Source organism: Clostridium beijerinckii (genome assembly GCF_018223745.1).
In the GTDB taxonomy this organism is placed as follows: domain Bacteria; phylum Bacillota; class Clostridia; order Clostridiales; family Clostridiaceae; genus Clostridium; species Clostridium beijerinckii.
Window position 1 is genome coordinate 2,350,311 of the sequence record NZ_CP073653.1, and the last position, 14,901, is coordinate 2,365,211.

Genomic DNA, 14,901 nt, shown 5'->3' on the forward strand with positions numbered 1-14,901 from the left:
GCTAATGATTAAATTGTTTAGATTTTTAAAACAGTACACAGTTAATATAATAATAATTGTTTTATTAGTTTTTACACAAGTAATTGCAAACTTATATCTGCCTACATTAATGGCTGACATAGTTGATAAAGGAATTGTTCAAAAAGATGTGGTTCAAACTATATCGTTTCTTGGTTATAACGGTGAGTATAGTGGAGTTGATTATATTCTAAGAATAGGAGGATTAATGCTGCTTGTATCTCTTGGAGGTGCAATTTGTTCAATTATAGCATCATTTTTATCTTCAAGAACTGCAATAGGCTTTGCTAAAATAATTCGTAATAAATTATTTACAAAAGTTGAAAGTTTTTCTTTAAATGAATTTGATAAATTTGGAACAGCTACTTTAATAACAAGAACTACAAATGATGTTACACAGGTTCAATCAGTTACAATAATGATGTTTTCAATTGCACTTTTCGCACCATTGACAGCATTAGGCGGAGTTGTTATGGCTTTAAGAGAGAATGTAACTCTAACATGGATATTTGCGTTAGTAATTCCACTACTTGCAGTTATAATAGGGCTTACTTTAAAATTTGCAATGCCTTTATTTAAATTGATGCAAGTTAAGATAGATAAATTAAACTTAGTACTACGTGAAAGCCTTACAGGAATAAGAGTAGTTCGTGCTTTCAACCGTATAAATACTGAAAAGGTTAGATTTGACGATGCAAATAAAGATTTAATGAATAATGCTATAAAAGTAAATAAAATTATGGCAATTTTAATGCCAATAATGATGTTTATCATGAATGCTACAACTGTTGCAGTAATTTGGTTTGGAAGTATAAGAATAGATTCAGGGAATATGGAAGTAGGGTCATTAATAGCCTTTATGCAATATGGAATGCAGATTTTATTTGGTTTCTTAATGCTTGGTATGGTATTTATAATGATTCCAAGAGCTCAAGCTTCAGCAGTAAGAATTAATGAAGTACTAGATATGGAATCTGAAATTGTAGATCCTAAAAACCCATTATTAAATGAAAATGAAGGCGGTTATGTTGAATTTAAAGATGTAAGCTTCAGCTATCCAGGTGCAGAGCAAGAAGCTATTAGTAATATATCATTTAGTGCGAAACCTGGAGAAGTAACAGCTATAATTGGTGGTACTGGTTCAGGAAAATCGACATTAATTAATATGATACCGCGTTTTTACGATGTAACTAATGGTTCAGTTCTTGTTGATGGTATTGATGTAAGGGAAATGAGTCAGGAAAGTATAAGAGCTAAAATAGGTTTTGTACCTCAAAAAACTGTTCTTTTCTCTGGAACTATTGCTGAAAATATAAAATACGGTAAAGACGAGGCTAGTATGGAAGAAATTAAGCATGCGGCAGAAGTAGCTCAAGCAACAGATTTCATAAATGGAATGGATGATGGATATGAGCATTTAATTGCTCAAGGAGGAACTAACGTATCAGGAGGACAAAAGCAACGTTTATCAATAGCACGTGCTCTTGTTAGAAAACCAGAGATATACATCTTTGATGATAGTTTTTCAGCCCTTGATTTTAAAACAGATGCAAGACTTCGTGCAGCATTAAAAAAGGAAACAGTAAAATCAACTGTAATTCTTGTAGCGCAAAGAGTTGCAACTGTCATGGATGCAGATAGAATTATAGTTTTAGATGAAGGACAAATTGCAGGTATTGGAACTCATAAAGAGCTATTAAACAGTTGTAAGGTATATTCTGAGATTGTATCATCACAACTTTCAGAGGAGGAATTATCATGAGTGAAAATCGTAATAGAGTAAATAAAAGATCAGGTGGCGGTTTTGGCGGTGGTCCAATGGGATCTTTTGCTGGCCCAAAAGTAAAAGCTAAGGATTTTAAAGGGACATTAAAAAGACTTTTAAATTATTTGAAACCACAAAGAATGAATTTCATTTTAGTTTTTATATTTGCTATAGCGAGTACTATATTTAATATAGTAGGACCTAAAATTTCAGGTAAAGCTATAACTAGATTAGTTGAAGGATTAGTAGGAAAATTTACTGTAATGTCTCAAAATGCTGCATTACTTAAAGCAGGAAAACCAGGTAATATACCAGTGCCTGGGATTGATTTTCAATATATAGGAGATATTCTTTTATTACTACTTGGCTTATATGTAATCAGTACACTTTTTGGCTTCCTTCAACAATATATTATGGCAGGGGTTGCTCAAAAAACAGTATACAACCTAAGAAAAGAAGTTGAAGATAAAATTTCACGTTTACCGCTTAAATTCTTTGATTCAAGAACTCATGGTGAAATTTTAAGCCGTGTAACAAATGATGTTGATAATATTTCAACAACACTTCAACAAAGTTTGACTCAGCTTATTACATCTATAGTAACTATTGTTGGTGTTATTATCATGATGTTAACTATAAGTCCAATGATGACATTAGTAGTAATATTAACATTACCACTTTATATTGTAATAACAACACTTGTTGCTAAGCATTCTCAAAAGTTTTTTGCTGCTCAACAAAAAGAAGTAGGAGAACTTAATGGTCATGTAGAGGAGATGTATACAGGACATAAAATAGTTAAGGTTTTTGGACATGAAAAAGATTCAATAAAAGAGTTTGAAAATATTAATGATAGACTTTATAAAGCTGGATGGAAAGCACAATTTATATCAGGTATAATAATGCCAATGATGAGATTTGTTAGTAATATAGGTTATGTAATAGTTTGTGTTGTAGGTGGATATTTGGCAACACTCGGAAAAATTAGTATTGGTGATATTCAAGCTTTCATACAATACTCAAACCAATTTACACAGCCAATAGTTCAAACTGCTAATATTGCTAATATAATTCAATCAACAGTTGCATCTGCAGAAAGGGTTTTTGAACTTTTAGATGAAGTTGAGGAGATTTCAGATACTGCTGATGCTAAGATTATAGAATTCCCTAAAGGTGAAGTTAAATTTGATAATGTTGATTTTAGCTATAAACCAGAAGAACCACTTATTGAGAACATGAACCTTGATGTTAAACAAGGTCATACAATTGCAATTGTAGGACCGACTGGAGCAGGTAAAACTACACTCGTTAACTTACTTATGCGTTTCTACGAAATAAATTCTGGTAAGATAATGATCGATGGTGTAGATATCAGAGATATAAAAAGAGGTGCACTTCATAATATGTTTGGTATGGTTCTTCAAGATACATGGTTATTTAACGGAACTATAATGGATAACATAGCTTATGGCAGAGAAGGTGCTACTGAGGAAGAAGTTATCCAGGCAGCAAAAGCAGCACATGCTCATCACTTTATTAAAACTCTTCCAGATGGATATAATACAATATTAAACGAAGAAGCTTCTAATATATCTCAAGGCCAGAAGCAGCTTCTTACAATAGCTAGAGCAATTCTAGCAAATCCTACTATAATGATTCTTGATGAGGCTACAAGTAGTGTTGACTCAAGAACAGAAGTTTATATACAAAAGGCTATGACAGAACTTATGAAAGGCAGAACAAGTTTTGTTATTGCACATAGACTTTCTACAATTAGAGATGCAGAATTAATTCTTGTTATGAATAAAGGAAGTATTATAGAAATGGGCAACCATAATGAACTTCTTGCAAAGAAAGGTTTCTATGCAGATCTTTACAACAGCCAATTCTCTGGAGCAAATTTAGATAGTGAAGTAATGTAAATTATAATATTTTAAGGATAGTAGACGATAGTAATATTGTTTACTATCCTTTATTTTTATACAAGAAAATGGATTTTTATAAATTATTTCTAGTGAAGATATAAACTTAAAATTTTAGTAACTTTGTAAATACATTTATCTAATAAGTTGATTTGATACCTATATATACATTAAAAAATAAATTAAATTACTCATACTAAAACAAAAAGTAGTTATCAAGAATTATTGGCATAATTCTTGCTTTAAATATACTTGAAGAATAAAAAATATTGGAGGAATTAGAAATGAGTAATTTAGGAACTTTCAACAAAATAATAAAATCTGTTTGGAGTATTGAAAATTTAGATGAAATTGAAGATGGTTTTGGTCCAGACGAAATTGAGGCATGGGATTCACTTAGCCATATTGAACTGGTAGTAGCCCTTGAGGAAGAATTTGAAATATCTATGGCAGTTCAAGATATTTCAAGGTTATATACTATAGGAGATATCAAAAATACATTGAGAAAATATGGGGTTGAAATATGACCTTTACTGACTATGTTTTTGAATTCTCCTCAGAGCTTAACAAAACTGCAATAATTGATAAGAAAAATATCAGCTATAGTGATTTGTACTGTAAGGTACTGATGATATCTCATAATATAAAGAAAATTAATATAGTAAAGGAAGATAAGATTCTATTAATAAGTGAGAATTCACCTTTTTTTATAGAAAGTTACTTTGGAATAATAAAAAGCGGGTGCACTTGTGTACCCCTAAATCCTACTCTAAGTAAGAATGATATTGAGTATATAATTAATAGTTGCAATCCTAAAGCAATTTTTATTGAAAAACGTTTTTTAGATAATATGCGAAATTTGATTAATAAAGATATTAAGATAGTTACTGAAGAAACATTAAATAATCTTCTATTAGATAAAGAATGTACTAGTAATAATAGAGAAGAAGAAGAAATTGATTTTAAAAATAGTGTGGCTGTAATATTATTTACATCTGGTTCTACAGCAAGACCAAAAGGAGTAATGCTTACGCATCATAATCTCTGTCATAACACTAATTCCATAATAGAATATTTAAGCTTAAACAGCGAGGATAGGATAGAAGTTGTCTTACCATTTTACTATTGTTTTGGAACATCGTTGCTTCATACACATTTAAGAGTTGGAGGCAGCTTAGTAATAAACAATAAATTCATGTTCCCAGAAACAGTTCTAGATGATATTGAAAAATATGAATGTACAGGCTTTGCAGGGGTTCCAAGTAATTATCAAATTTTACTTAGAAAATCTAGTATTAAAGATAGAAATTTGAAAAGCCTAAGATACGTCGCTCAGGCAGGAGGAAGACTTCCTGATAGTTTTATTAAAGAAGTAAGACAAGCTCTTGTAGGAGTAGATGTATTTATAATGTATGGACAAACTGAAGCAACTGCAAGACTTTCGTATCTTCCACCTAATATGCTTGATGAAAAAATGGGTTCAATAGGTAAAGGCATTCCTGGAACTTTGCTTAAAGTAATTGATAAAGAAGGAAATGAAGTAAAAGTGGATGAAATAGGTGAAGTGGTGGCTTTGGGTGAAAATATAATGAAGGGTTACTTTAACGATGAAGAAGAAACGAGAAAGGTCATTAGAAATGGTTATTTATATACCGGTGACTTGGCTACAGTAGATGAAGATGGTTATATTTATATTGTGGCAAGGGAAAAACAAATCATAAAAAGTGGTGGAAATAGAATAAGTCCTAAAGAAATTGAAAATATTATAATTCAAATTCCAAGCGTTATAGAAGCAGCAGTAATTGGAATTCAAGACGATATATTAGGAGAAGCAGTAAAAGCATTTGTAGTATTAAATGATGAAGTATTAAAAGTTGATGAAAAGTATATAATTGACTATTGCAAAGATAAATTGCCGTCCTATAAAATACCTAAATATGTGGTATTTTTAGAGGGTCTTCCAAAAAATTCTTCTGGTAAAGTAATGATGGGGGATTTGAAATGATAGATGAAATTATAAATAATGAGCAATTTAAGTGTCTGCAAAAGGACAAAGAAAAAAAGCTTTTGAGCATTCTAAGGCCCCAGATAGATAAAAGTAGAATAAATGAAAATTTAAACATTATGTATAAAAAACTAGGAGTTAATATAAATGATATAAATTCTCTTGAAGAGGTTCCCTTTATTCCTGTAAATATGTTTAAGCATTTTGAGCTTAGGACTTGTAGTGAAGAAAGTGTAGTTAGAATATTAAACTCAAGTTCCACAACTGGAAACATTCCGAGCAAGATATATATTGATAAGGAAACATCTATAAGACAATCTCAAGGATTAATATCAACTCTAACAAGTTTTTTGGGATCGTATAGAAGACCAATGCTAATAATTGATAGTAAAGAAGTTAACAAAAAAAGTGACTATCTAACTGCAAGAGGCGCGGCAATAAGAGGAGTAAGCAGTTTTGGAAAGAGTTTAACTTATGCTATGGATTTGGTAGATGATAACATCATACTTAATATAGAACGACTTAAAGAATTTGAAGAAAAGTACAAAGATACAGATATATTAGTATATGGATTTACTTATATTATCTGGACTAGGTTTGTTAACGTACTAAAAGAAAAAAATATAAAATTAAACATGCCGAAAATTAAAATACTTCATAGTGGAGGCTGGAAAAAATTAAATGCCCAAAAAGTTGAAAAGAAAGAGTTTAATAGATCTGTGGCTGAAGTATTTGGAACTGACCCTGAAAACATAATTGATTTTTATGGAATGGTTGAACAGTTAGGCGTAGTTTTTCTTGACTGTGAATTCGGATATAAACATGTACCTGATTTTGGAGAAATTATCATAAGAGATTTTTCAACGCTTAAAGAAGTGGAAAAAGGTCAATATGGCTTTATAGAGGTTATGAGTGGACTTACTTCGAGTTATCCGGGGCAGGCTATATTAACTGAGGATATTGGTGAATTTATAGGCGTAGATGATTGTAAATGCGGAAGAACGGGTAAATACTTTAAGTTTAAAAATAGAGTAGATAAATCTGAAACAAGAGGATGTGGAGATACTTTTGCAGAAAAGAGGGACAAGAAATGATAGGCTGCTTTATGTTAGGAGATAAATTTTATGAGGAACCTAAGAAGCTTCAAAGTTTAGATGCAATTATAGAAGAGCTTAATAAAAATAGAGAAACAATTTATTCGTATCCATCAGAAGCTATGATTGAAATAATTAATGAATATAGTAAAATATTATGTAGCGATAGAAAGTTTTTAAGCTATGAAGGTGTACCATTTTTGGTATTATGGCTAAAGAAAGACAATATTAAGAAGCTTCTACGCCAAGATCTAAAAAAACAAGAATTCCTAGATGATTTTATAGAAATAGCAGATAATAAATTTATGAAAGCTCAACCGAGAGGGGTAGTGTGCCATTTCATGGCTGGCAATGTTCCTACTCTTCCAATATATTATTTAGTTCAAGCCATTATTTGTAGAAATGTTAATTTATGCAGGATACCTATTGTCAGTATAGATACTGCAATTGAACTTCTAAAACCTTTAAAAGATATTGTAATTAATTTTAGAGGAGAAAAATATTATGGAAGTACCTTATTAAAGAGTATTTCAATTATAAATTTTTCAAGTAATGATTTAAAATTAAATACTGAAATGTCACAGGCAGCGGATGTAAGAGTAATATGCGGCGGTGAAGAAGCCGTTAACACATTGTCAGTTCTGCCTAAGAAAACCACATGTAAGGATGTTATATTTGGACCTAAATATTCCTTTGCTGTATTTGAAAAATCTGCGACGGAAAGTCTTAAGATAACTAAAGCCTTCGATAATTTTGCAAAGGATATAATAAGCTTTGATCAAAGAGCATGCTCTTCTCCTCAAGTGTTATTTATTGAAAAATCTACTGTAGGTATTAATGAAGCAGCACAAATGCTTTCAGAATCTTTAGAAAAGGTTTTAAAACGATATCCTAAGGTTGAAATTAATCAAGGAGCAGCTGCAAATATAATTAATAAAAGAGGGGAATATCTTTTATCTTTAGAAAAAGATATAATATGCAGTAAAGACCTCAGTTATACAATTTTAATAGACAAAGAAATAATGTTAGAAGAACCTGTGCAGCATACAACTATATTTTTAAAAGAGGTTGAAGATATATTTGAGGTTTGCAAGCTAATAACTCCAAGGATACAAACTATTGGAATAGCTTCTGAAAACAATAGCAGGATTATAAATTTTGCAAATAAAGTCAGCCTGCATGGTGTTGATAGGCTAGTTAAAGTGGGTCTCATGAATTTGTATGATTCACCTTGGGATGGAATACTCTTTATGAGTGAAATAGTTAAATGGACAATTTTAAATCTAAATTAAAAAAGAGAAATACTTTATTAATGGATAAATCTTTAGATTTGTTTTATAAACGGTACTTATGTTAATGGTGAATTATAAATTCTGTATAAATAAGATATAGGGTGTGGAGAATGTGAAAGTAAAAGAATTGATGACAAAAAAGGTATTGGTATTAAAACCTAATAATACATTTGAAGAGGCAGCAAAGCTTTTTATTGAAAATGGCATAGATGGAGCACCCGTTGTAGATAGAGATGGGAAGTTAATTAGCATTGTAACAAAAACAGATTTAATGAAGGCTATTCTTAATAAATTGGAAATGAATACAAAGCTAGAAACTTTAAATCTTAAAAAAGTAATAACAATTAATAGTGAAATGAATATAGAAGATGTATTGAAATATAATGTTGGTCGTCTTCCAGTTATAGATAAAAACAATAAGATTATAGGGATAATTACTCATACAGATTTTATTAATGATTTGGTTGAAAAAATTTCAAAAAAATGTAGAGATATGAAAAATACAAAGTTAGGATTAACTGAGTTAGACTCTATTATTGAGTGCTCTTATGATGGGATTTATATAACAGATGGCGAAGCTAATACTATAAAAATAAATAATGCCTATGAGAGTATTACAGGACTTAAAAGAGCAGAGGTTTTAGGAAGAAATATGAAAGACCTGGAGAAAGAAGGTGTTATATCTCAGTCAGCTACTCTTTTAGTGCTAAAGAATAGAAAAACCACTACAATTCAACAGGAATTCAAAACAGGAGTAAAGGTTCTTGTGAGCAGTAACCCAATCTTTGATAAGAATGGAAAAATAATTATGGTGGTTACAAACGTACGAGATGTAACACAACTTTATGAGTTAAAAGAACAACTTCAAAAGAATAAAGAAATTACTCTTAAATATGTTTCTGAAATCGAAGAAATGAGAACTCAATTATTAAATACTTCAGAAATTGTTGCAGAAGACCATAAAACTATTGAAATTATCCAGCTTGCCAATAGAATTGCAAAAGTGGACACTACGATTCTTATGCTAGGAGAAACTGGAGCAGGAAAGGATCAAATAGCAAAGCATATACACAAAGTAAGCAAGCGAAGTAAAAAGCAATTTATTAAAGTTAATTGTGGTGCGGTGCCTGCAAGTTTAATAGAATCTGAATTTTTCGGCTATGAAAAAGGTGCTTTTACTGGAGCAAATAAAGAAGGTAAAATAGGTTTATTTGAAATGGCTTCTGGAGGGACTATTTTCCTCGATGAAGTTGGAGAACTTCCAATGGATATGCAGGTTAAGCTTCTAAGAGTACTTCAAGAGATGGAAGTAGTACGAATTGGAGGAACAAAGCCTATAAAAATTGATGTTAGAGTACTAGCTGCAACAAATAGAGATTTGGAAGATATGATAAAGAAAAAACAATTTAGAGAGGATTTGTATTATAGGCTCAATGTCATACCGCTATATATTCCACCCCTTAGAGAAAGAAAGCATGATATTTTGCCATTAATTAATTTTTTTCTCACACAGCTTAATAAAAAGTACAATTTCAATAAGATATTTGCTTCAGATGCTTTAAATTGTATGTATGAATATAATTGGCCTGGGAATGTTAGGGAGCTAAAAAATATTGTTGAGAGAGCTGTAATAATGAGTGAGGATGATAAGGTAAAGAGGTCAGATCTTCCTAAAAATATTATTGGGTCAAATGGCATGATTGTAACTTTAAATACTTTTGAAGAAGGTATAAATTTAAAAGAAACCTTAGATGCCATAGAAAAGAAATTAATTAAGAAGGCATATGACAAGTATGGTAATGTAAGAGCTGCAGCAAAATCACTAGGAATAGATGCATCAACATTTGTAAGGAAGAGGCAGAAATATATAAAAGAAGAAATTTAATAATATGACGTATTTAAATAGAAATTGGATACATATTTATTCATTAGCTACGGCAGCTTATTTTAAAATGCCTGCTGTGCAAATATGTATCCAATTTCTTTGTTGAGTATGGCGAATAAATATATAATCTATTTAAATTCATGTATCATACTATAAACATGCTAAATATTGGATAGCCAGTGGTGCAAAAATGCAACAAGATGCAGAAGTGCAACGTAATAAAATATTTTCAAATTATAACTACTGTAAACGTATTCTGAGGTTATTATTAAATTTAATTGAAATTTTAGTTGCGTTTTTGCAACAAATATTTATATTGTTCCAGAAATTAGAGGTGATATTGAAAAAATTATAAGATTATTATGGAAAATTCAAGGCAGTATAGTAATTTTTTATTTTGGCACGCTTATTGCTTATATAATTATTAGAAAATAAAAATTAGTGAAGGAAGCGATAATATGCCATTAAAAACAAAGGAACAATATATTGAAAGTCTTGGAAAGCTAAACCTAAAAGTGTACATGTTTGGAAAAGCGATAGACAATGTTGTTGATCATCCAATTATAAGACCATCTCTTAATTCAGTTGCTATGACTTATGAATTAGCACAAATGCCAGAGTATGAAGATTTAATGACAGCTACTTCAAATTTAACAGGAGAAAAAGTAAATAGATTTGCTCATTTACATCAAAGCACAGATGATCTTATTAAAAAAGTAAAGATGCAAAGATTACTTGGTCAAAAAACCGCATCATGTTTCCAAAGATGTGTTGGTATGGATGCTTTTAATGCACTATACAGTTCAACATACGAAATAGATAAAGCGTGTGGAACAAATTATCATGAAAACTTTAATAAGTTTTTAAAATATGTTCAAGAAAACGACTTAACCGTTGATGGTGCAATGACTGATCCTAAGGGGGACAGAGGATTATCGCCAAGTAAACAAGCTGATGGAGATTTATACTTAAGGGTTGTTGAAAGAAGAGAAGATGGGGTAGTTGTTAGAGGAGCAAAATGTCACCAAACTGGAATGTTAAATTCTCATGAGGTAGTAGTAATGCCTACAATAGCATTAACTCCAAATGATAAGGATTGGGCAATATCTTTTGCAGTGCCTACAGATGCTGAAGGAATAATTCATATATATGGAAGGCAATCTTGTGATACAAGAAAATTGGAGCCAGGTGCTGATATAGATCTTGGAAATGCTGAATTTGGTGGACAAGAAACATTAACAATATTTGATAATGTGTTCGTACCAAATGAAAGAATTTTCTTAAATGGAGAAACTGATTTCGCTGGAATGATAGTTGAAAGATTTGCAGGATATCATAGACAAAGTTATGGTGGATGCAAAGTTGGAGTTGGAGATGTTCTAATTGGAGCTGCTGCAGTAGCTGCTGATTATAACGGAGCTCACAAAGCATCTCATGTTAAAGATAAATTAATAGAAATGACTCACTTAAATGAAACTTTATTCTCTTGTGGTATTGCATGTTCAGCAATGGGCTCCAAAACAGAAGCTGGAAATTATTATATTGATAATCTGCTAGCAAATGTATGTAAGCAAAATGTTACAAGATTCCCTTATGAAATATGTAGACTTGCAGAAGATATTGCTGGAGGAATCATGGTTACTATGCCATCAGAAGCAGATTTTAAAGATGAAAAAATAGGTCCATATATAGATAAATATTTGAGAGGTGTAAACTCAGTTTCAACAGAAAATAGAATGAGAATATTAAGATTAATAGAAAATATTTGTTTAGGGACTGCAGCTGTCGGATATAGAACAGAATCAATGCATGGAGCTGGATCACCACAAGCTCAAAGAATTATGATAGCTAGACAAGGAAATTTAGCAGCTAAAAAGAAAATAGCTAAGAAAATAGCTAGAATTGAAGAATAATATGAGCAAAATCATGGTAGATGAAATTAATAATGCTATCAATACTAGAATAAAACCATTACTTGCCGAGCATAATGGAGATATTGAGCTTGTAGAAGTTAACAATGGTGTAGCTTACGTAAAACTTTTAGGCGCATGCAGTGGCTGCCCTTCTGCAAGGTTTACTATGGAAGAATTAATTTCCTGCGTATTAAAAGAGATACCGGAAGTAAAAGATGTACAACTTGTTGATCCAATTAGCAGAGAAATGCTTGATTTTGCTAGACAGCTGCTTAGAAAATAAAGGCTAGGTGAAATTTTGGAAATAGGTATTAGATACTGTGGTGGCTGTAATGCCGGTTATGATAGAAAAACGTTTATTACAAATTTAATTAACGATCTTGGAAAAACTCATAATTTCGAGATTGCAAAGGAAAATAAGGAATATGACTATTTAATTTTAGTCTGTGGATGTTCAAATTGCTGTGTAAGCCATGAAAAATATATATCAAAATATAATAAGATTTTTATTAAAAATATAAAGGATTATGACAAATTAGTATATGACTTGAAAAAATTATAATTGAGTTATATTTAGGAGGTGTCTAAAATTAGCTGGAAGGATTTATACAAGAGTAAGGTAGTTACAGCTGACGAAGCTGTAAGAAAAATTAAATCGAATGATAGAGTAGTAACTGGACATGCTTGCGGAGAGCCAAAAGAAATTATAGATGCTATGGTTAGAAATAAAGATTTATATGAAAACGTAGAAATTGTTCATATGGTATCAATGGGTAAAAGTGAATATTGCAAGCCTGAAATGGCTGTTAATTTTCGCCACAATTCTATATTCGCAGGTGGAACAACAAGGGAAGCTATTCTTGACGGAAGAGCAGATTTTACACCGTGCTTTTTCTCGGAAGTACCAAAAATGTTTAAGGAAGGTACTTTACCAGTAGATGTAGCACTTGTTCAATTAAGTGTTCCTGATGAACATGGTTATTGTAGTTTCGGAGTTTCAAATGACTACACAAAACCTGCTGCAGAGGCCGCTAAAATTGTTATTGCTGAATTAAATGACAAAATGCCAAGAACTTTAGGAGATTCATTTATACATGTTTCTGATATCGATTATATAGTTGAAACTTCAAATGATATTATTGAGCTTAAGCCACCTAAAATAGGAGAAGTTGAAAAGGCTATTGGTGAAAACTGTGCAAAGCTCATTGAAGATGGTTCTACACTTCAATTAGGAATTGGTGCAATTCCAGATGCAGTACTATTATTCTTAAAGGAAAAAAAGGATCTTGGAATTCATTCGGAAATGATATCTGATGGAGTAGTTGAATTAATAGAAGCAGGTGTAATAACAAATAAAGCAAAAACTTTACATCATGGAAAATCTGTAGTTACATTTTTAATGGGCACTAAGAGGCTTTATGATTATGTTAATGGAAATCCTAGTGTAGAAATGTATCCTGTAGATTATGTAAATAATCCATGTGTTATAGCAGAAAATTATAAAATGGTTTCTATAAATTCATGTATTCAGGTAGATCTTATGGGGCAAGTAGCAGCTGATACAATTGGACTTAAACAGTTCAGTGGCGTAGGCGGTCAAGTTGATTTTGTAAGAGGAGCAGCAATGGCTAAAGGTGGTAAATCAATAATTGCAATGCCATCAACTGCAAGTAAAGGAAAACTTTCAAGAATAGTTCCAATTTTAGATGAGGGTGCAACTGTTACAACATCTAGAAACGATATTCATTATGTTGTAACTGAGTTTGGAATAGCAGAGCTCAAAGGAAAAACTTTAAAAGAAAGAGCTAAAGCATTAATAAATGTCGCACATCCTGATTTTAGAGATGTCCTTATTAAAGAGTGGGAAAAGAGATTTAAAGTGAAATTTTAAATTGAAATAAATGAAAATATGGGAGGAAGTAACTTATGAAAGTGTATGTTTTAGACACGGGATATTTAGAAACTGATAAAAATAATGTAGTGGGTGGAGCTACTATGGGAACATATAGCCAGCCACATGTACAAAATGAATGGATTAAGCTACCTGTAATGTCTATTTTAATTGATCATCCAGATGGAAAAATATTATATGATGTAGGAAGCAATCCAGAAGCTATGAATGGTTATTGGCCAAAAAACCTTCAAGAAGTTTATCCATTATATCAAACAAAAGAACAAAGACTAGAAAATCAATTGGCTTTATGTGGTACAAAGCCAGAAGAAATAAAGAAAGTAATAATTTCTCATATGCATTTAGATCATGCAGGAAATTTAGATATGTTTAAACATGCAGATGTATATGTACCAAAGGCAGACTTTATGCAAGCTCAAACTCAAGTAAGGTTAAATGAAAATCCGTTAACACACGGAGGATATATTAAAGCTGATATGGATGTTTCAGTAAAGCAATATCATTTAGTTGAAGAGGATTTTGAATTTGCAAAGGGCATAGAAATAGTAAATTTACCAGGTCATACACCAGGATTACTTGGAATAGTAGTTCATTTAGAAAATGAAGGTACATTAATATTCCCACAAGATTGTGTTTATAGTTCAGAAATTTATGGTCCACCAGCTAAGGCATCAGGATTACTTTATGATAGTCTTTCTTTCTTTAAATCAATTGAAAAAGTAAGAGCGTTAGAGAAAAAATATGACGCAAAAGTATTTTTTGCTCATGATGAGGAGTTCTTTAAAACAATAAAACTTGCTCCTGAGTTTTATGAATAAAAAGTAGTAAATAGATAACCACAGTGAAAGTTATAGTAATGTGGTGACTAACCGAAATTCTATATATGTTTGTTCCATAGAACTATAAAAATTTTGCTGAAAGGCAGTTAATGTAGGGTTGTATCCATATGTGCATGCTCCTAATTTTATTAGGACAAGTAAACTTGGAACAACCCTACATTAATTATTTTCATCAGCTTATTTTCTAATGACTGCTCCATATTATGACATTGAAGTTACAAGCATATATGGAATTTCTTTGTTTTTATATGCATTT

General features: G+C 31.1%; 12 protein-coding genes. All 12 read left to right on the top strand.

What is annotated here, in order from left to right; translation table 11 throughout:
- The first annotated feature begins 4 nt into the window (after nucleotides 1-4).
- The 12 genes from KEC93_RS10725 to KEC93_RS10780 all read left to right on the top strand — a co-directional run bounded on the left by KEC93_RS10725 (nucleotide 5) and on the right by KEC93_RS10780 (nucleotide 14,624).
- Entirely contained in the window at nucleotides 5-1,780 is a 1,776-nt protein-coding gene (locus tag KEC93_RS10725; protein ID WP_077868969.1) for an ABC transporter ATP-binding protein, read from the top strand.
- On the top strand, nucleotides 1,777-3,705 hold the full coding sequence (locus KEC93_RS10730; protein WP_023976210.1) for an ABC transporter ATP-binding protein: 1,929 nt from the start codon (nucleotides 1,777-1,779) through the stop codon (nucleotides 3,703-3,705). Before KEC93_RS10725 ends, KEC93_RS10730 begins: the two co-directional genes overlap by 4 nt.
- A gap of 284 nt (nucleotides 3,706-3,989) precedes the next feature.
- Nucleotides 3,990-4,232, top strand: coding sequence for an acyl carrier protein (locus KEC93_RS10735; protein ID WP_012058321.1), 243 nt, complete (start codon nucleotides 3,990-3,992; stop codon nucleotides 4,230-4,232).
- A complete protein-coding gene (locus tag KEC93_RS10740; RefSeq protein ID WP_077868970.1) occupies nucleotides 4,229-5,710 on the top strand; it encodes a class I adenylate-forming enzyme family protein in 1,482 nt (493 codons plus the stop codon). The genes KEC93_RS10735 and KEC93_RS10740 overlap by 4 nt, the downstream gene beginning before the upstream one ends.
- Entirely contained in the window at nucleotides 5,707-6,804 is a 1,098-nt protein-coding gene (locus KEC93_RS10745) for a LuxE/PaaK family acyltransferase (protein ID WP_077868971.1), read from the top strand. The genes KEC93_RS10740 and KEC93_RS10745 overlap by 4 nt, the downstream gene beginning before the upstream one ends.
- Nucleotides 6,801-8,096: an acyl-CoA reductase gene (locus KEC93_RS10750; protein ID WP_077868972.1), complete on the top strand. Its 1,296-nt coding sequence runs from the start codon at nucleotides 6,801-6,803 to the stop codon at nucleotides 8,094-8,096. The genes KEC93_RS10745 and KEC93_RS10750 overlap by 4 nt, the downstream gene beginning before the upstream one ends.
- 112 nt (nucleotides 8,097-8,208) lie before the next feature.
- Nucleotides 8,209-9,981, top strand: a complete 1,773-nt coding sequence (locus KEC93_RS10755) for a sigma 54-interacting transcriptional regulator (RefSeq protein WP_077868973.1) — start codon at nucleotides 8,209-8,211, stop codon at nucleotides 9,979-9,981.
- A gap of 458 nt (nucleotides 9,982-10,439) precedes the next feature.
- The gene (locus KEC93_RS10760; RefSeq protein ID WP_077868974.1) at nucleotides 10,440-11,894 is read left to right on the top strand and encodes a 4-hydroxyphenylacetate 3-hydroxylase family protein; all 1,455 of its coding nucleotides are present in this window, start codon (nucleotides 10,440-10,442) and stop codon (nucleotides 11,892-11,894) included.
- The gene (locus KEC93_RS10765; protein WP_242960330.1) at nucleotides 11,884-12,177 is read left to right on the top strand and encodes a NifU family protein; all 294 of its coding nucleotides are present in this window, start codon (nucleotides 11,884-11,886) and stop codon (nucleotides 12,175-12,177) included. Before KEC93_RS10760 ends, KEC93_RS10765 begins: the two co-directional genes overlap by 11 nt.
- Nucleotides 12,178-12,192: 15 nt before the next feature.
- A complete protein-coding gene (locus KEC93_RS10770; RefSeq protein ID WP_065416905.1) occupies nucleotides 12,193-12,456 on the top strand; it encodes a hypothetical protein in 264 nt (87 codons plus the stop codon).
- A 27-nt stretch (nucleotides 12,457-12,483) separates the two neighbouring features.
- Complete coding sequence (locus KEC93_RS10775; RefSeq protein WP_172462758.1) at nucleotides 12,484-13,785, top strand: acetyl-CoA hydrolase/transferase family protein; 1,302 nt, start codon at nucleotides 12,484-12,486, stop codon at nucleotides 13,783-13,785.
- A gap of 35 nt (nucleotides 13,786-13,820) precedes the next feature.
- Nucleotides 13,821-14,624, top strand: coding sequence for an N-acyl homoserine lactonase family protein (locus KEC93_RS10780; protein ID WP_077868977.1), 804 nt, complete (start codon nucleotides 13,821-13,823; stop codon nucleotides 14,622-14,624).
- Nucleotides 14,625-14,901 lie beyond the last annotated feature (277 nt).